General features: G+C 70.5%; 15 protein-coding genes and 1 pseudogene. 12 read left to right on the forward strand and 4 right to left on the reverse strand.

Annotated elements, in window-relative coordinates:
* Positions 1–25: 25 nt before the first annotated feature.
* The 5 genes from WA762_RS15860 (at position 26) to galU (ending at position 6,065) form a co-directional block, all read left to right on the forward strand.
* On the forward strand, positions 26–1,144 hold the full coding sequence (locus WA762_RS15860; RefSeq protein ID WP_335936351.1) for a DegT/DnrJ/EryC1/StrS family aminotransferase: 1,119 nt from the start codon (positions 26–28) through the stop codon (positions 1,142–1,144).
* The gene (locus WA762_RS15865; RefSeq protein ID WP_335936352.1) at positions 1,141–2,178 is read left to right on the forward strand and encodes a Gfo/Idh/MocA family protein; all 1,038 of its coding nucleotides are present in this window, start codon (positions 1,141–1,143) and stop codon (positions 2,176–2,178) included. Before WA762_RS15860 ends, WA762_RS15865 begins: the two co-directional genes overlap by 4 nt.
* Complete coding sequence (locus WA762_RS15870; RefSeq protein ID WP_335936353.1) at positions 2,165–3,796, forward strand: glycosyltransferase family 2 protein; 1,632 nt, start codon at positions 2,165–2,167, stop codon at positions 3,794–3,796. Before WA762_RS15865 ends, WA762_RS15870 begins: the two co-directional genes overlap by 14 nt.
* A 2-nt stretch (positions 3,797–3,798) precedes the next feature.
* Positions 3,799–5,082: a nucleotide sugar dehydrogenase gene (locus WA762_RS15875; RefSeq protein ID WP_335936354.1), complete on the forward strand. Its 1,284-nt coding sequence runs from the start codon at positions 3,799–3,801 to the stop codon at positions 5,080–5,082.
* A gap of 89 nt (positions 5,083–5,171) precedes the next feature.
* A complete protein-coding gene (gene galU, locus WA762_RS15880) occupies positions 5,172–6,065 on the forward strand; it encodes a UTP--glucose-1-phosphate uridylyltransferase GalU (RefSeq protein WP_335936355.1) in 894 nt (297 codons plus the stop codon).
* A gap of 84 nt (positions 6,066–6,149) precedes the next feature.
* On the opposite strand, the gene wecB is transcribed toward galU, so the two are convergent.
* Complete coding sequence (wecB, locus tag WA762_RS15885; protein ID WP_335936356.1) at positions 6,150–7,238, reverse strand: non-hydrolyzing UDP-N-acetylglucosamine 2-epimerase; 1,089 nt, start codon at positions 7,236–7,238, stop codon at positions 6,150–6,152.
* Positions 7,239–7,483: 245 nt separating this feature from the next.
* Between wecB and WA762_RS15890 the strand changes: the two genes are divergently transcribed.
* The 3 genes from WA762_RS15890 to WA762_RS15900 are packed head-to-tail and all read left to right on the forward strand — an operon-like array spanning position 7,484 to position 10,601.
* Entirely contained in the window at positions 7,484–8,638 is a 1,155-nt protein-coding gene (locus WA762_RS15890) for a glycosyltransferase family 4 protein (protein ID WP_335936357.1), read from the forward strand.
* A gap of 9 nt (positions 8,639–8,647) precedes the next feature.
* Positions 8,648–9,196, forward strand: a complete 549-nt coding sequence (locus tag WA762_RS15895; RefSeq protein WP_335936358.1) for a hypothetical protein — start codon at positions 8,648–8,650, stop codon at positions 9,194–9,196.
* A gap of 22 nt (positions 9,197–9,218) precedes the next feature.
* Positions 9,219–10,601 (forward strand): glycosyltransferase, encoded by a 1,383-nt coding sequence (locus tag WA762_RS15900; RefSeq protein ID WP_335936359.1) that lies wholly within the window; start codon positions 9,219–9,221, stop codon positions 10,599–10,601.
* 224 nt (positions 10,602–10,825) lie between these two features.
* Here WA762_RS15900 and WA762_RS15905 read toward each other — a convergent pair whose 3' ends face one another.
* Together WA762_RS15905 and WA762_RS15910 are read right to left on the reverse strand one after the other, a co-directional pair.
* Positions 10,826–13,081, reverse strand: a complete 2,256-nt coding sequence (locus WA762_RS15905) for a glycosyltransferase family 4 protein (RefSeq protein ID WP_335936360.1) — start codon at positions 13,079–13,081, stop codon at positions 10,826–10,828.
* A 401-nt stretch (positions 13,082–13,482) separates the two neighbouring features.
* Entirely contained in the window at positions 13,483–14,085 is a 603-nt protein-coding gene (locus tag WA762_RS15910; protein ID WP_335936361.1) for an acyltransferase, read from the reverse strand.
* Positions 14,086–14,825: 740 nt separating this feature from the next.
* On the opposite strand from WA762_RS15910, the gene WA762_RS15915 reads away from it, so the two are divergent.
* Together WA762_RS15915 and WA762_RS35700 are read left to right on the forward strand one after the other, a co-directional pair.
* On the forward strand, positions 14,826–15,299 hold the full coding sequence (locus WA762_RS15915; RefSeq protein ID WP_335936362.1) for an ALF repeat-containing protein: 474 nt from the start codon (positions 14,826–14,828) through the stop codon (positions 15,297–15,299).
* Positions 15,300–15,344: 45 nt separating this feature from the next.
* A pseudogene (locus WA762_RS35700) lies at positions 15,345–15,434 on the forward strand (ALF repeat-containing protein); the annotation flags it as partial.
* A 77-nt stretch (positions 15,435–15,511) separates the two neighbouring features.
* Here the strand turns inward: WA762_RS35700 and WA762_RS15920 are convergent.
* Positions 15,512–15,856 carry a hypothetical protein gene (locus WA762_RS15920; RefSeq protein WP_335936363.1) on the reverse strand — a complete coding sequence of 115 codons (345 nt, stop codon included), beginning with the start codon at positions 15,854–15,856 and terminating at the stop codon, positions 15,512–15,514.
* Positions 15,857–15,976: 120 nt separating this feature from the next.
* Between WA762_RS15920 and WA762_RS15925 the strand changes: the two genes are divergently transcribed.
* Together WA762_RS15925 and WA762_RS15930 are read left to right on the forward strand one after the other, a co-directional pair.
* Positions 15,977–16,879: an ALF repeat-containing protein gene (locus WA762_RS15925; protein ID WP_335936364.1), complete on the forward strand. Its 903-nt coding sequence runs from the start codon at positions 15,977–15,979 to the stop codon at positions 16,877–16,879.
* Positions 16,880–16,916: 37 nt separating this feature from the next.
* Positions 16,917–17,807 carry an ALF repeat-containing protein gene (locus WA762_RS15930; protein ID WP_335936371.1) on the forward strand — a complete coding sequence of 297 codons (891 nt, stop codon included), beginning with the start codon at positions 16,917–16,919 and terminating at the stop codon, positions 17,805–17,807.
* The last annotated feature ends 45 nt before the right edge of the window (positions 17,808–17,852 follow it).

Below are 17,852 nucleotides of genomic sequence, written 5' to 3' on the forward strand. Positions count from 1 at the left end.
CTTGCGGTGTTCAAGGAGGAAGTCCATGTCGAGCGACAACAGGGAGCCCATCCCTGCTGCCCGACCGGCGATCGGCGACGAGGAGATCGAGGCCGTCGTGCGCGTGCTGCGCAGCGGCCGCGTCGTGCAGGGCCCGGAGGTCGCGGCCTTCGAGGAGGGCTTCTCGGAGCTGGTCGCCGGACGCCACTGCGTCGCGGTGAACTCCGGTACCTCGGCGCTCCACCTGCTGCTCCTCGCCCTCGGCATCGGCCCCGGCGACGAGGTGATCGTCCCGTCGTTCTCCTTCGCGGCCTCCGCCAACGCCGTCCGGCTGACCGGCGCCGACGTGGTCTTCGCCGACATCGAGCCGGGCAGCTTCTGCCTGGACCCGGCCGCCGTCGAGGCCGCCGTCACGCCGCGCACGGCGGCGATCATGCCGGTGCACCTGTACGGTCACCCGGCCGCGATGGACCGGCTCATGCCCATCGCCGAGAAGCACAAGCTCGCCGTGGTCGAGGACGCCTGCCAGGCGCACGCCGCGGCCCTGAACGGCACCCCGGTCGGCGCCTTCGGCTCCGGCGGCACGTTCAGCTTCTACCCCACCAAGAACATGCACTCCCTCGAGGGCGGCATGATCACCACCGCCGACGCCGAGGTCGCGCGCACCCTCCGGCTGCTGCGCAACCAGGGCATGGAGCAGCGGTACGCCAACGAGATCGTCGGCGCCAACATGCGCATGACGGACGTGGCCGCCGCCGTCGGCCGGGTCCAGCTGACCAAGCTGGCCGACTGGACCGAGCGGCGCCGCGCCAACGCCGCCTACCTCGACGCCCACATCAGCGCCCCGAACGTCACCACGCCGCCGGTCTCCGAGGGCGCCCGCCACGTCTACCACCAGTACACGATCCGGGTGCGGGGCGACCGCGAGGCCGCGATGGCGAAGCTCACCGAGGCGGGCATCGGCAACGCCGTCTACTACCCGACCCCGATCCACCGGCTCAAGCCGTACTGGGAGCCGGACCAGAAGGCCGGCCGCGCCTGGGACCTGCCGGAGACCGAGCGGGCCGCCGCCGAGGTCGTCTCGCTGCCCGTGCACCCGGCCCTGGGACCGGACGAGCTGGAGCGCATCGCCGCCGCCGTGAACGCGCTGGGGGAGAACCTGTGACCGCCACGACGCTGCGGGCCGGACTCATCGGCCTGGGCTCCATGGGCCGTCACCACGCCCGCGTCCTCGCCGGCCTCGACGGCGTGACGCTGGTCGGCGTCGTCGACCCGATGGGCGACAAGAACGGCTGGGCGCAGGGCGCCCCCGTACTCTCCACGGTCGACGAACTGATCGCCCTGGGCGTCGACTACGCGGTCGTGGCCTGCCCGACCGCCCTGCACGAGCAGGTCGGCCTCCAGCTGGCCGAGGCCGGCGTCTGCGCGCTGGTCGAGAAGCCCCTGGCCGACACCGTCGAGGGCGCCCGCCGCCTCGTCGACGCCTTCGAGTCGCGCGGCCTGGTCGCCGGCGTCGGGCACATCGAACGCTGCAACCCGGCGCTCCGCTCGATGCGCGCCCGCCTGGAGGCCGGCGAGCTGGGCGACGTGTACCAGGTCGTCACCCGCCGCCAGGGCCCGTTCCCGCACCGCATCGCGGACGTCGGCGTGGTCAAGGACCTCGCCACCCACGACATCGACCTCACCGGCTGGGTCACCGGCAGCGCCTACACGTCGATCGCCGCCCACACCGTGTCGAAGTCCGGCCGCCCGCACGAGGACATGGTCTCCGCCGTGGGCCGGCTCTCCGACGGCACCATGGTCAACCACCTGGTCAACTGGCTGAGCCCGCTCAAGGAACGTTTCACCTCGGTCACCGGCGAGCGCGGCACCTTCATCGCCGACACCCTCACCGCCGACCTCACCTTCCACTCGAACGCCGCGGTGACCACCGAGTGGGAGGCGCTCCAGGCGTTCCGCGGCGTCTCCGAGGGCGACATGATCCGCTACGCCATACAGAAGCGGGAGCCGCTGCTCGTCGAGCACGAGCTCTTCAGGGACGCCGTGCGGGGCACGTCGAACGACATCTGCACGCTGCGGCAGGGCCTGCGGACCGTCGAGGTGGCGGCCGCGGTGCTGGAGTCCGCGAACACCGGCGCCACGATCCGGCTCACGGAGTCCACCGGTCAGGACCAGGGGCGGAGAGATGACCACACCTGACGTCACCGTCGTCGTCGCCGTCTACAACACCATGCCCTACCTCACCGAGTGCCTGAACTCGCTGGTGGGGCAGTCCATCGGGCTCGACCGCCTGGAGGTCGTGGCGGTCGACGACGGCTCGACGGACGACAGCGGCGCCGAGCTCGACCGTTTCGCCGCCCGCTACCCCGGCACGGTCAAGGTCGTCCACCAGGCCAACTCCGGCGGACCCGCGATGCCGAGCAACCGGGCCCTGGAACTCGCCACCGGCAAGTACGTCTACTTCATCGGCTCCGACGACTACCTCGGCGAGGAGGCGCTGGAGCGGATGGTGTCCTGCGCCGACGCCAACGGCTCGGACGTCGTCATCGGCAAGATGGTCGGCACCAACGGACGGTACGTGCGCCAGTCGCTGTACAAGGCCAACGACGCCGACATCAGCCTCTACGGCCCCGAGCTGCCGTTCGCCCTGGCCAACACCAAGCTCTTCCGCCGCGACCTCGTCGAGAAGCACAAGCTGCGCTTCCCCGAGGACATGCCGGTCGGCAGCGACCAGCCCTTCACCATCGAGGCGTGCGTCCGGGCGCGCCGGATATCCGTGGTCGCCGACTACACCTGCTACTACGCGGTGAAGCGCGGGGACGCCAGCAACATCACCTACCGCGCGAACCACTTGTCCCGGCTGCGCTGCACCGCGCTGATCATGGATCACACGGCGGGGCTGATCGAGGCCGGGCCGAAGCGGGACGCCGTCCTGCGACGCCATTTCACCTGGGAGCTCTCCAAGCTCATCCAGGACGACTTCGTGGCGCTCGACGACGAGACGAAGCGCGACATCTGCGCCGGCATCGCCCGGCTCGCGGACGCCTATCTGACGGACGAGCTGAGCGACGCGCTCCCGGTCAAGCTGAGGGCCAGGCTCAGGCTCGCCCAGCGCGGCGCCGTGGACCTGCTCTGCCGCGCGATCAGCGAGGAGGCCGAGCACGGGGCGCCGCCCTTCCACCTGGAGGGCGACCGGGCCTTCGCCCGCTACCCCGGCTTCCGCGACGCCGCTGTCGATCTCCCGGACCGCTGCTTCGAGCTGGTCGGGGAGAAGGTCCCGGGCCGGCTGGCCGGCAGGACCCGGCTGGTCCGGTCGGAATGGGTGCAGACCGGCGACGCGCTCGCGCTCGCGCTGACGGTCGGCGTCGGGGTCGTCGGCGACACCGGCTCCGCGGTGGTCCGGCTCGTCGAGGGCGCCATGCCCAAGAGCGCCGACAAGGCACGCGCCCGCCGGCTGCCGGAGGGGCACGAACCTCCCCCGGCACGGGGGGAGATCACCCGCGAACTCGCGCCCGACGGCGACGCCACTCTGATCCGGGCGCTGATCCCGCTGGAGCCCCGCAGGATCAAGCGCGGGGTGCGCGTCTTCGTGGACGTGGCCGGGGACACCTACGAGATCCCCGTGCGCGCGGACGGACAACCCCTGCCGCTGGCCCGCTGCTGGCACGGCGAGAAGGACCCGTACCGGGCAGCGGCCCAGCTCAACTCCAAGGGACGTGTGGTGATCAGCACGGGCCCGCTCCATCCGCCCAAGAACTCGCTGGGCTCGCGACTGCGATCCCGGTTGACCCGCGCCACGCGTTCCAAGAGGAAGTGACCATGAACATCTGTGTAGTCGCCCTGGGCAAGATCGGCCTGCCGCTCGCCGTGCAGTTCGCGGCCAAGGGCCACCGGGTGATCGGCGCCGACGTCAACGAGAAGGTCGTGGAGCTGGTCAACGCCGGAGTCGAACCGTTCCCCGGCGAGCACGACCTCGACGTCAAGCTCAAGGAGACCGTCGACGCGGGGCTGCTGACGGCCACCACGGACACCGCCGCCGCCGTGGCCGAGTCCGAGGCCGTCGTGGTCGTCGTCCCGCTCTTCGTGGACGCCGAGGGGACCCCCGACTTCGGCTGGATGGACTCGGCGACCCGGGCGATCGCCGCCGGACTCAAGCCCGGCACCCTGGTCAGCTACGAGACCACGCTGCCGGTGGGCACCACCCGCACCCGCTGGGCGCCGATGCTGGAGGAGGGCTCCGGCCTCAAGGCCGGCGAGGACTTCCACCTGGTGTTCTCCCCGGAGCGGGTCCTCACCGGACGGGTCTTCGCGGACCTGCGCCGCTACCCGAAGCTGGTCGGCGGCATCGACGAGGCGTCGGCCGCGCACGGCGTCTCGTTCTACGAGTCGGTCCTGGACTTCGACGAGCGCACCGACCTGCCGCACCCCAACGGCGTCTGGGACCTGGGCACTTCGGAGGCGTCCGAGCTGGCCAAGCTCGCCGAGACGACCTACCGGGACGTCAACATCGGCCTGGCGAACCAGTTCGCCCGCTTCGCCGACCAGCAGAACATCGACGTCCTCAAGGTCATCGAAGCCTGCAACTCCCAGCCCTACAGCCACATCCACCAGCCGGGCATCGCCGTCGGCGGCCACTGCATCCCGATCTACCCGCGGATGTACCTGTGGAACGACCCGTCGGCGACCGTGGTGCGCTCGGCGCGCGAAGCCAATGCCGCCATGCCCGAGTACGCGGTCGACCTGCTCGCCGCCGCCTACGGCGACCTGACGGGGGCCGGCGTGCTGGTGCTGGGCGCGGCCTACCGCGGCGGCGTCAAGGAGACGGCCTTCTCCGGCGTCTTCCCGACCGTCGAGGCGCTGAAGGCGCGCGGCGCGGTGCCCTTCGTCTCGGACCCGATGTACACGGCCGAGGAGCTGGCCGCGCACGGTCTCGTCCCGCACGAGGGCCAGACCGTCACCGCCGCGATCCTCCAGGCCGACCACGCCGAGTACCGCGAACTGGCCGCCTCCGACCTCCCGGACGTCCGCGTCCTGGTCGACGGCCGCCGCACCACGGACCCGGCCCGCTGGGAGGGCGTCCGCCGCGTCGTCATCGGCGGCTGAGCCCGTAACCGCACACGACTCCTCCCGGGACCCCGACGGCAGCCGTCGGGGTCCCGCGCTGCCCAAGGAAAGCGAGCACGCGGCACCACATGATCAAGAAAGCAGTGATACCCGCGGCGGGCCTCGGGACCCGCTTCCTGCCGGCCACCAAGGCCACGCCGAAGGAGATGCTCCCGGTCGTGGACAAGCCGGCGATCCAGTACGTCGTGGAGGAGGCGGCGGCAGCCGGCCTGTCCGACGTCCTGATGGTCACGGGACGCAACAAGCGTCCGCTGGAGGACCATTTCGACCGCAACTACGAACTGGAGTCGGCTCTCACCCGCAAGGGCGACGCCGAGCGACTGCTCCGCGTCCAGGAGTCCAGTGACCTCGCCACCATGCACTACGTGCGCCAGGGGGACCCGAAGGGTCTGGGGCACGCGGTGCTGTGCGCCGAACCTCACGTGGGGGACGAGCCGTTCGCGGTGCTCCTCGGCGACGACCTCATCGACCCCCGGGACCCCCTGCTCGCCCGGATGATCGAGGTCCAGGAGAAGCACGGCGGCAGCGTCGTCGCGCTCATGGAGGTCGAGCCCGAGAAGACCCACCTCTACGGCTGTGCGGCGATCGAGGCCACGGACGAGGAGGACGTCGTCGGCGTCACACGGCTCGTCGAGAAGCCCGCCCCCGCCGACGCGCCCAGCAACTTCGCGGTCATCGGCCGGTACGTGCTGGCCCCCGGGATCTTCCCGGTGCTGAAGGAGACCGAGCCCGGCCGGGGCGGCGAGATCCAGCTGACCGACGCACTGCAAGTGCTCGCTGGCGATGCGGGCATCGCCGGGCCCGTGCACGGCGTCGTCTTCCGAGGCCGCCGCTACGACACCGGCGACCGGGGCGACTACCTGCGGGCGATCGTCGGGCTCGCCTGCGAACGCGAGGACCTGGGACCGGACTTCAGGACCTGGCTGCGGCGCTATGTGACCCAGGAGATGCCCGAGAACTGAGCGGGGACGGGTGCCCCGGACGCGTCGCCCGCGTCGCCCGACGATGCGGGCGATGCGGGCGACGCGCACCGAGGTCGGCCGGGGTCACCGCTTGTGGCTCTCCAGCAGTTCGACGACGCGCCGGGCGGCCGTGCCGTCGCCGTAGGGCAGACCGCGCGGCGTCGTCGGGGACGGACGGGTGGCGATCCCGGCCCATTCGGCCGCCGACAGCAGGTGGGGGCCGGGCACCAGCTGGTTCCAACCGCCCTCCAGGGTCTCCACCCACTCGGTCTCGGGCCGGATGGTCGTGCAGACGCGGTCCAGGAGGAACGCCTCCTTCTGCAGACCGCCGGAGTCCGTGACCACACCGGAGGATCCGAGCACTGCGGCGACCAGGCCCGCGTAGGGCAGCGGCCTTCCGGCGCGCAGCGAGCCCCGGTTCAGCTCGATGCCGTGCTGCTCGGCGCGGGCGGTCAGCCGGGGATGGGCCAGCAGGGCGACCGGGACGGGAAGGGCCGCGAGGGCACCGACCAGGGCGTCGAGACGCTCGGGGTCGTCCGTGTTGTCCGGCCGGTGCAGAGTGGCCAGCAGGTAGGGGGCCCGGGGGTCGATGCCCTCCGGGAGCTCGGGCGCGGGCTGCGCGCCCGTGGTGACGGCGTCCCGGATCCGCAGGCAGACGTCCACCATGACGTCGCCGGCCAGCACCGAGCGTTCTCCCAGGCCTTCCGCGGCGAGGTGCCGCATGGCCTCCTCCGTCGGAGCGAGCAGGAGGTCGGCGGCGTGGTCCGTGAGAATGCGGTTGTGCTCCTCCGGCATCCGGCGGTTGAAGGAGCGGAGACCGGCTTCCAGGTGGGCGACGGGCAGGTGCATCTTCACCGCGGAGAGCGCGCCCGCCAGCGTCGAGTTCGTGTCGCCGTATACGAGGACCCAGTCGGGACGCTCGGCGGTCAGCACGGGGTCGATGGCGGCGAGGACGCCACCGGTCTGGACGCCGTGGCTGCCGGAGCCGATGCCCAGGTGCACGTCGGGATCCGGGATGCCGAGACCGGAGAAGAAGACATCGGACAGGTCTGCGTCGTAGTGCTGGCCGGTGTGCACGATCACGTGCTGGTGATCGGTCGCCGCGAACGCAGCTGCGATGGGCGCGAGCTTGACCAATTGGGGGCGCGCGCCCACAACGCTGAGGACCTTCATGGTGGGATGTGCTCCTTGCAGAGGTGATATCAGCCGGCCACGCGCCGGATGAACAGTCTGTGCCGCATCCCGTCCGGCCCGGTGACTTGGGACGATGGGATCGACCCGATGATAAAGTCTGCTTGAAAGACTGTGTCGCGGGGAGGAAGTCGTAGATGAACGAGGCGGCGTCCCGGGACGTAGCGGTTGTCACGCCCTGGTACCCCTCGCGAGAGCTCCCGTTCCGCGGTGCCTTCGTCCAGGCAATGGTCGATGCCACGGCTCCCGGTTGCGACAGCATGGTGGTCTACCACTGCGACACCTGGGTCTCCCGGATGGACGAGCGGACCACGGAGTCGGTGGAGGCCGCCAACCGGATCCTCGCCCCTATGGCCGTGCGCCCCGTCCCGACGGTGGGAGGCGCGCGACTGGTCCATCTCGCCGTCACGACTCCCCGGGCCCAGGAGTTCGGACCTCTCGCGAGAAACCACGAACGCCAGCTGAGGGCGGCCCTGGGCGGCAAGCCCATCGACGCACCGGTGGTGCACGCCCATGTCGGGCTGCCCGGCGCCTGGGCGGCTCTGCAGAACGCGCGCCCGGACGCCCGCGTGTTCGTGACCGAGCACGCCACCTACCTGGACCGGGTACTGGCCGAGCCGGAAGCGCGTGCCCTCTACGACGAGGTGCTGCACCGGGTCGACGGGTTCTTCGCCGTGGGCGACCCGATCCGCGAGGTGCTCACGGAGGCGTTCCCGCACCACGCGGGGAAGATTCAGCAGATCCCCAACCCCATCTCCTTCCGTGATCAGCGGCCCGCCCCGGTCACCGAGCTCCGCAAGTGGCTGTTCCTGGGCGGTCTGATCCCGCGCAAGGGGGTCGACTGGCTGGTCGAGGCCTTCGCCCAGTGCCATGCCAAGGACCCCGAGCTGACGCTGACGATGGTGGGAGAGGGCGAGCTGCGGGCGAAGCTGACCGCGCGCGCGGCCGAGCTGGGGCTGGGGGAGGCGATCCGGTTCCTCGGAGCCGTCCCGCCCGACACGGCGTTGGACCTGATGCGCGAACACGACCTCCTGGTGCACCCCAGCCGGTACGAGACGTTCGGCATGACGATCGTGGAGGCCGTCGCCGCGGGCATGCCCGTTCTCGTCACGCGTTGCGGCGGGCCCGAGGAGACTCTCGCGGGCATCGAGGAAGTCGCGGGCGAGATGATCGACGTCGAGGAGAACTCGGAATCGATCAGCGACGGCTACTGGCGGCTCCGTGACCGTTTCGAACACGGTCTGGACCTGAAGCTGGCCCAGGAGACCCTGGCCGGCCGTTATGGGTACGAAGCCGTCGCCGAGGCCCACTACCGGCTCTGGTTCCCCGCCGCGGCACACAATCAGGGTGAGGAATCCGGACAGGTCGGCACCCGCGAATGATGGAGTGACATGCAGGTACTGTTCCTGGCCCTCGGAGCGTCTCGCAAGCGGGCGGTACTGGACGAGTCGGCAGAGGCCGCGTCGAACGGCGCGCAGGTCATCGTTGTGGTGGACAAGAAGAAGTCCTGGAGCGGCGCGAAGTTCGCGCCGGGCGTCAGGGTGGCGACGTTCAAGGAGCTGGAGGCACGGCACCTGCCCAGGCGGCTGGAGCACGCGGTTCTCTACAGCGCGCCGCGGGCGACGGTCCGGGCGATCGGGCAGGGGCCGCTGCGCGGCCGGTCGCGACGCGCTCTCAAGGCGTACGAACGGCGAGTGGCGGGCCGAGTGCACCGTAAAGTGTTCATGCCGCTGCACCGCCGTCTGTGGCCCGACTCCCGGGCCCGCATGGTGAGCGCGGCGTTCGCTGCTCGCGGCGGGCTCGATCTGCTGGTGGTCAGTGACGCGCTGTCCGTCCCCCGCGCGGTGGAATTGATGCAGGCCTGGACCGCCCGGGGCGTCGCGCCCCGCGTGTGCTACGGCCTGGACTACGACGTACCTCCCACAGTCAGCAACCGCTGACCGCCTCCACACAGGAATGACGATGAAGAACCGTAGCGGTCGACGCCCTCGGGTGCTGTATCTGGCCTTCTACTTCCCGCCCTCGCGCGCCAGCGGCGTGTACCGGGCCAGGGCCACGGCCAACCACCTGGCGGAGAAGGACTGGGACGTAACCGTCTGCGCCGCACCGCTCGACTTCCTCTACGACGTCATCGGCTCGGTCGACGAAGGTCTCTCCGAGACCGTCGACCCGCGCATCCGAGTCGAGCGCCCGGCGCTGAACCAGTACTCCTGGCAGCAGGACCTCCGCAGCTACAGCAAGCTGCGCCGCACCTTCCCGCTCATGGCGCGCCGTCTCTACGATTTCGGCCAGGAGAAGGTCTTCCCCGAGCGCTATGCCTCATGGGCCTGGGCGTCGGTGGCACGCGGGCTGAAGCTGCACGCGAGGAAGCGATTCGACGTCGTCGTCGCGACGGGGAACCCGTTCGCCTCGTTCGGGGCTGCCTGGCTGTTCAACCGCCTCACGGGAGTTCCGTACGTCATGGACTACCGCGACTCCTGGACTCTGGACCTCTTCACCGACGAGCCGGCCTTCGCGGACGGGCATGTCGCATGGAGTTGGGAGAAGCGTGCCCTCCAGCGGGCGTCCGCGGCGGTCTTCGTGAACGAGGCGCTGCGGAACTGGCACGCGGAGCGTTATCCGGACGTGGCCGACCGCATGATGGTGGTCCCGAACGGCTGGGACGCCGATGTGATCCCCGCTGTCACGGCATCGGAGCCGGAGAGGGGAACGGTCGAGCCCGGGAAGGCGGAGCGCCCGCTCAAGTTCGCCTACCTCGGCACACTCACCGCCAAGCAGCCGGTGGAGGAGATGGCCGCCGCGTTCAAGATCGCGCGTCAGCATCCTGAACTGGCCGGTGCCGAGCTGCAGATCCACGGGCATCTGGGATTCTTCAAGAACAGCCCGCAGGCGTTGCTCCAGCGTCTCGGCCTGGACGGCGACGTCGGCGAGCGCGGCGAGGAGGACACCGGCCTCCGCTACTGCGGGCCCGTTTCCAAGACAGAGGTGGGCAAGGTCTACGAGGACGCCGATGTGCTGGTGTTCCTGGCAGGCGGCGGGAAGTACGTCACCTCGGGCAAGATCTTCGAGTACATGGCGTTCGGACACCCCATCGTCTCCGTTCACGCACCGGGCATCGCGGCCCAGGACGTGCTCGAGGGCTATCCGCTGTGGTTCAACGCGAACAGCCTCGACGTCGACGCCCTGGCGTCGTCGATGGTGGCGGCGGGGAAGGCGGCCAAGGATCTGGGACCGGAACAGCGTGAAGCCGCCCGCAGCCATGCCGACGCCTACACGCGGGAAGCCGTTCTCGTGCCCTTCGAGGAGCGTCTGAGGGAAATCGTGGGCCGTCCGGTCACGAGCTGAGAGCGCCGGCCCGGAAGAGCGACCGCCGTCACGTGCCCGTCACGGATGACGGCGGTCCTCGGCGGGGATGTCGGCCGGACCGCGAGCACACGGCATCGCCCCGTCCTCCACGAGCGGAGGGCGGGGCGATGCCATGGGAACGCGCTGTCGGCGAACCACACGCCGACGCAGGAGATCCCGAAGGGGCCGATGGGGCCCGGCCGTCCTGCCGGGCCCCATTGTGGTCACGCGTCCTGCGGGGAGTACAGGGTGCGGTCGAGGTTGGTCGTCACCGTGAGGTTCGGATAGGCCTTGGCCCACTTCCACCCGGTGACCGTGCTGTTGATGTCGCACACGAACACGTGGTCCGTGAGATCCAGCCGCAGTTCGGGCAGCGCCTCGCGACGCGCGATCCGGGAGAGCAGCTGCGGCCGAACCTCCTGGTAGCCGCGGTTGAACACCTTCTTGTGGAACGCGTTCGCGGCCTTTCTGTGGCCTCGCTGCACAGCGGCGACCAGGAGCTCGGGCGTGATGGACTTCCGCTTCTTCTGGGCGGTCCTGCGGGCCCGGCCCAGGACGGCGCGCGGCACCCGATAGACCAGGAAGCGCTCGCCGCGAGGAATCAGGAGCTTCTTCTCTCCTTGCTCGATGCTCACCAGGCCCACGCGAGGGTCCAGCTTCGTTCGGTGCCACGCCGAGGTGTTGGCTGTGACCACGGTGACGTGAACGCCGCGTTCCAGCAGGTGATTCGCGAAGTCCGCGACGCGGCGCGACTTGGGCGGAGTGAGGGCGAGCAGCACCGCCCGGCCCGCCGAACCCGCCGCGGGCGCTTCGAGGTCCTTCGGCCCGGACCCGGACGCCGCCGCGGCGGCGTCGCGGCCTTCCGCCGGCGCGGTCTTCTCGCTCCGCGTCGCGACTGCGGCCGCCGCCACGGGCAAGGGGCGGCCCTGGTAGACGCTCATCAGCTGCTCGGCCACGGCCGGAGCGCCGTACCGTCGCTCCAGCTCCGCGCGCGCCGCGGGCAGATCGAGTCCGGCAACGCGCGAGCGGAGGTCCCAGTAGGCGTCGGCGATGACCACCGGGTCGTCGCTGACGTCCATCAGCGCCCCCGCCTGGTCCTCGATGCCCGCCAGGGTCTCCTCGGGCCCGAAGCTCCGCGCGACGAGCACCGGCAGCCCGGCGGCGACGGCCTCGACTATCGTCATGCCGAACGTCTCGATCTTGCTCGCGTGGACGAGCAGGTCGTACCGGTGCATCAGACCGTTCACTTCGTCCGGAGCGACGGGAGGAAGGATCTGGAACCGGTCGGCCACCCCCAACTCCTCGGCGCGCGAGAGGAGTTCGTCCTCCATGGCGCCGCTGCCGACCAGGGTGAGCGTGGCCAGAGGCTCCTTCTCGGCGACGAGCGCGAACGCCTCCAGCAGCTCACGCACTCCCTTGTGCTTGACCAGCCGGCCGATGTACAGCCACTTGAGCAGGCTTGGGGAGTAGACGCAGCCGGGAGAGAACGAGTCGAAGTCGATGACGTTCGGGACGACCTGCAACTTGTCCCCGAGATCGGGGAATTCCGCTGCGATCTGGTCGCGGAGGTACCGACTGACGCACAGGAAGGCGTCCGCCCTCTCCAGTACGGCACGGTAGATCGCGCGTGCCGCCGGCTGGGAGAAGACCTTGTCCAGGAAAGTGGCGTGCTCCGTGACCACGATGCGGGCATCCGGCTGCGCCAGCCGCATGGCGAGCGCGCCGCCGTAGATCCCGGCGTGCGCATGGATGACCGGCGCCTTGATCCGACCACCGGGCAGCGCCTTGCGCAGCGCGGTCTCCTGGGCCGCCACCCAGGGGCTGTAGTTCTTGCGGTGGACGAGAGGCACCGGTACGCGCAGCAGCGCGCCTTCCTGGGTGTCCAGCACCGGGACCAGTTCCCGCTGGTCCTGGAGGCGGTCCGTTGTGATCTTGATGGCGTCGTTCAGCGCGGCGTCGGCGCGCCCGGACCAGTCCTCGGTGTGAATGATCGACACACGCTCGAAGCGGTCCGCCACGCTGCGCGTGGTCATCTTGACGAAAGCGCCCGCGAAAGGGTTGTTCGGTGACGGGTACCACGGCGTCACGACGGCGATGTCGGCGGGCTCCGCGGTGCGCCCCTGGGTGTCGTACGGCTCCAGCCGGAGCGTGATCGCGGGGCGGAGCTTCTTCAGCGCCCACGCCGTCGGCAGGCACTGCGCGTCACCGGCGACGACCGTGTCCACGGAGGCGGCGGGCCCCGACTTCGACAGCACGACCTTCTTGGCCGCTTTCAGGACAGACCCGTGCTTGTCGGGGTCGAGCTGGACGATCTCGACGCCGTCGGAGGTCTCCAGCTCCGCGACGAGGTCCGTCCACTCCTCGGTGCGGGGCGCGACCAGCAGGACCCGATCGCCGGCCGCCGCCAGTCTCTTCACGTGCTCGCGTGCCGCTCGCACTCGGTAACTGCCGTGTGCGAGATAGAGCACGTGGCTATTCATTTGGATCCTTTCGCACGTTCGCTCTGCACCCTGACAGTGGGGTGGGCGACCATTTCGGGCTTGTCGCACATACGCGCGGCGCACCGTTCGACAGCTTATCGCGGGTACATGACGACGAGACGGCGACAGGCCTGGTCCGAAGGGCCCTCCACGGCACACCGCCGAGGAGGGCCGGCCGCCTCCGGAACGAGGGGCGGCCAGCGCGGGGTGCCTGGTACCGGTGAGGGGCGGGAAGCAGGGCCTCGGTCGGCCTGGGCATCTTCCGGGAGCGCGCCGGAGGAAGCCCGCCGGAGGTCATGCGCACGGTGGCCGAGGGAGGGGACGGGGACCGGACGTCGGCGGCGCCCCGCGGAGGCGTCGGTCGGAACGTCGTGCGGCGTCGAGCCGCTCGCGAGTGGGAATCACTCACCGCGCTCGGAAAGGACGCCGTCCTTCTCCTCGTACAGCGCGCCGCTCGTCGGGCACTTCCACACGCCCGGTTCGCCGGCCTGCTCGACCAGACGCACGCCGGCCCGGCCGACCCAGCCGATCCGTCGGGCCGGGACCCCCACGACCAGGGCGAAGTCCGGCACATCCTTCGTGACGACGGCGCCAGCCGCCACCATGGCCCAGCGACCGACGCTGACGGGCGCGACGCAGACGGAGCGCGCGCCGAGGGACGCGCCCTCCGCGACCTTCACGCCCACGGCCTCCCAGTCGCCGCCCCGCTTCTGCTTTCCCTCGGGGTCGACCGACCGCGGGTTGTGGTCGTTGGTGAGGACCACGGCGGGCCCGACGAAGACACCGTCACCGAGCTCCGCGGGCTCGTAGACCAGGGCGTAGTTCTGCAGCTTCACGTTGTCGCCGATGCGTACGCCGGTACCCACGTACGCACCGCGGCCGACGACGCAACCCTCGCCGAGCCTGGCTCCCTCGCGGATCTGCGCCAGCTCCCAGACGCTGCTCCCTGCCCCGATCTCGGCGGTCTCGTCGATCTGGGCGGTGGGCTGCACCCTGTAGTTCACGTCGTGTGCCTTTCGGAGAGTCGATTCGCCTGGAAAGCATAAGGGTGTTCGGACCTCTACCCCTTGTACGGGATCCGCCGGCCGGGCGGCGCCAGGTCGGGGCCGATGCCCCGCTCATCCCCGCGACCGGTGTGGGCAACCGCGCCATGCTGACGCGCGTGCGGCGGCCGGGCCCGAGAGATGGGCGGCCGGCCGTGTGCGGGCGGCGGGCACATCGGTACGGGGAAGGAGTCGGCCCGATGCCCGGCCGAGCCGTCCTTCGCCGGTCCGCCCGGACCTTCTCTTCGACGGAACGACTCTTCTCTGCGACGAAACGACCGGAAATCAGTCTGTGGTTTCCGTGCCGGTGTTCCGTGATCCGTCTTCGGCTGCATCGGCGATCCGCTCCTCCCGCGAAGACCCTGAACGGCTCCGGCGAGCGGCGCCATCGAATTCATTCCGGACGAATGACATGGCACCGGGCTCGCCGTGTGGAATTGAACCGCAAAGATTCCAATTCGGGCGATTTTTGTTTGTACGTGCCACATAGGTGAAATGGGAGGGTGCGAAGAAAATCGCCCAATGGATGGAGGTGGGGTGATGGGTGTGGGTAGTCTTCCCGGTTGATATTCGTAATCATTGTGAATTCCTTGCGCTCAAGGCGGATTATTTGTGAACAGAGTGATTGAACGGGCGATGCTCTTCGGGGCGCGCTACGGGTGGTAGGCGCGATTTTCCCGTATTTGCTGGCCTTTTCGCTGATGGTGGGGCTGCTCGGCTCCGCACCGGCCACTGCGGCGGAACCGCCGACGGATCCCGGCGAGGTGCCGGCGGTTTCGCTCTCCCAGCGGGGAGTGGTCGTCGACCTCTGGAAGTCCGGCGGTCCCGCCGTGAAGGCTGCTGCCGAGGCGGCTCTCACGGGCACCGACGAAGACGTCATGCGTTTCCTCGCCGGGGCGGGCGACGACGCCATCCAGGACAACCGGGTGGGGGTGGCGCAGCTCGCCGGTGTCGGGGGCAAGGAACTGCTGGCTGCCGCCCGCGCCGCGTTGGCAGGGCCTCCCGAGAATTTGTGGGAGTTCTTGTGGACGGGCTGGCAGGAACCGCTCGAACAGGACCAGCGCGTGCTGGTGGCCCAGATCATCGGCGTGGGCGGTCCGGAGGTGCAGGAGACCGGACGGGCGGTTCTGGCGGGTTCTGCGGAGGACATGCGGACTTTCCTCAACTCGGGTTAGTACAGCCGGCGCGAGCAGGACAACAGGGTTTAGCTGGTACAGATCATCAGCGTCGGTGGACCCGCTGTGCAGGCGGCCGGGCGCCTGGCTCTGGGCGGGACCGCGCAGGACATCCAGGAATTCCTGGAAGTCGGCCAATTCGTCGCGCGGTCGCGCGATCAGGAGCACGCGACGGTTGCGGATCTGGCCGCGCAGGCCAAGGAGGCGGGGCGTCAGGCGGCCAAGGAGACCGAGGCGGCGAAGGAGGCCGCGAGGAAGGCGGCCGCCGAGGCCGAGGCGGCGAAGAACGACACGAACAAGGCGTCCCAGGCGACAGGGCGTGCGGCGAAGGCGGCTTCCCAGGCCGCCGCGTCGGCGCAGAAGGCCATCAACGCTGCGAACGCGGCCAACAACTCGGCGCGCATCGCGGCCAATGCCGCGTCCCAGGCGGCCGCGGCCGCCTGGGACGCGGCATTGGCCGCAGCGAAGGCGCGCGGCGCGGCCGCGGACACCGCGGTGGACGCCGGGAACGCCGCTGCGGCACGCAAGGCGGCGGAGAACGCCCGGAAGGCGGCCAAGGGCCCGAGCTGGCGGCCGACGCCGCTGACCAGGCGGATACGGCGGCGACGGCCGCCGGGGACGCCGCCGCTTCCGCCGCGAGCGCGGGCGCGAACGCCATTCTGGCCGCGGACGCCGCTGTGGCGGCGAGCGGGTTCGCCGATCGGAGCTCCGCCCAGGCCGTACAGGCGCGTGCTGCCACCGCGGCGGCGCTGGCGCGCAAGGCCGCCACCGCGGCCGGACAGGCGCGGGACGAGGCCCGTTCCGCGGCGAAGCACGCGAACAACGCGGCGAAGGCGGCCGACGACGCCGCGGACCACGCCGTCGAGGCGGCCGAGGCCGCGGATCGGTCCACCGCGCACGCCGTGGCGGCCACCGAGGCGGCCGATGCGGCGACGGACGCCGTGGCGAAGGCCCAGGCCGTGTACACACTGGCCCGTGAGGTCGAGGCCGAGGAACTGCTCGGCCGTACCAATGCGGGCATCGAGCGGGCCAAGGACGCCAAGGCCGAGTACGAGGCGCGCCAAGCCGATGAGGCCCGGGCGGTCGAGCGGCGGCTGGCCCGGGAGGCAGAGGCACGCCGTCTGGCCGCGGCGGCCGATCGGCCCGGGGCCGACACCGCGGCCATCGCCGCCGACGGACGCAAGCTCGCCCTGCAGGCCATGCAGAGCGGCAGCCCGTGGGGGCGTGCCGCCGCCGAATCGGCCCTCGGTGGCACAGACGCGGTGGTGCTCGATTACATCCGCAACTGCTGGAGTGAAGCCGCGGAGCAGGATGAGCGGGTCCGTGTGGAGCGGTTGGCCGCGGACAGCTCGATCAAGCAGGTGCGCGACGCGGCGGACGTGGCGCTGAAGGGTGATGCGGCCGCGATCGGCACGTTCCTGGAGGTCGGACAGTACGAGGCCGGGGAGGAGGCGTTCCGGGTCGCGATCGCACAGGCCATCTCGGAGGGCGGTCCCGAAGTCGGACGCACGGGCCGGGCCGCCTGGAGGCCGGGACCATCGATGCCTACCGGACGTTTCTCACCACGACCCAGTACGTAGCGCGCGGCGAGGACGAACGCGTCCGAGCCGCACAGCTATCGGCAGCGGTGGCCCCGAGGTCAAGTCCGCGGCACGTATCGCCCTCGACGGCTCGCCGCAGATGCTGCACGCCTTCATCGCGTCGGGGCAGTACATGGCGCAGCGCAAGGACCTTCTGGCAGCCACGCATGTCGCCCAGGTCCAGCAGATGATCTCGGAAGCCGCGGAGATCGCCGCCACGGCACAGCATGACGCCGCGACCGCGCAGAAGGTCGCGGCCACGGCTCGCAAGGCGGCGGCCGAGGCGGACAAGTACGCCAAGCAGGCCAAGGAATTGGTCGGCCGGGCCCAGACCTACGCAGATGAGGCCACTCAGCACGCCAAGGACGCCGAGGCATCCGCCACTGCCGCCGCCAAATCCGCGAACACGGCCCGTGACGCGGCGAACAACGCCAATCGTGCCGCCGACAACGCCGCCGCTTCCGCCGCGACGGCCACGGTGTCCGCCGAGAACGCTCAGGCCTTCGCGTCTCAGGCATGGGTCGCGGCAGACCAGGCCCGTGATTCCGCGATAGCGGCCGGCAAGGACGCGGGAGCGGCCCTGGACGCGACCGCCGACGCGTTCAAGATCGCGATCAAGAAGCAGCGGGAGGAGGAAGAGGCCCGGCGCAAGGAACTCCTCAAGGCCAAGGAAGCGGCGGAGAACTCCCCCGGGGCGCAGGCGCGCAAGCAGTACCGATGCGGCCCGCTCGACCCCAACTGCGATTTGACGGACAACCCCCGTCCGCTGGTGCATGCACAAGGAGATCATGTGCGAAATCCTCTCCATGGGCCCCGCGTTCAACGACGCGATGAACCAGCTGTGGGATGTCACCAAGACACTCACCGGCCTCAGCGAGCTGGAGAACTGCATCGACGGCAAGGACCCTCTGGTCCTGTGCGGATCTAGATCCAACGCCATGTAGTTAAGCGTGGGGTGTCCGGTGTCAAGGGG

Origin of the sequence: Streptomyces tyrfis (assembly GCF_037034285.1) — a bacterium.
Taxonomy (GTDB): Bacteria; Actinomycetota; Actinomycetes; order Streptomycetales; family Streptomycetaceae; genus Streptomyces.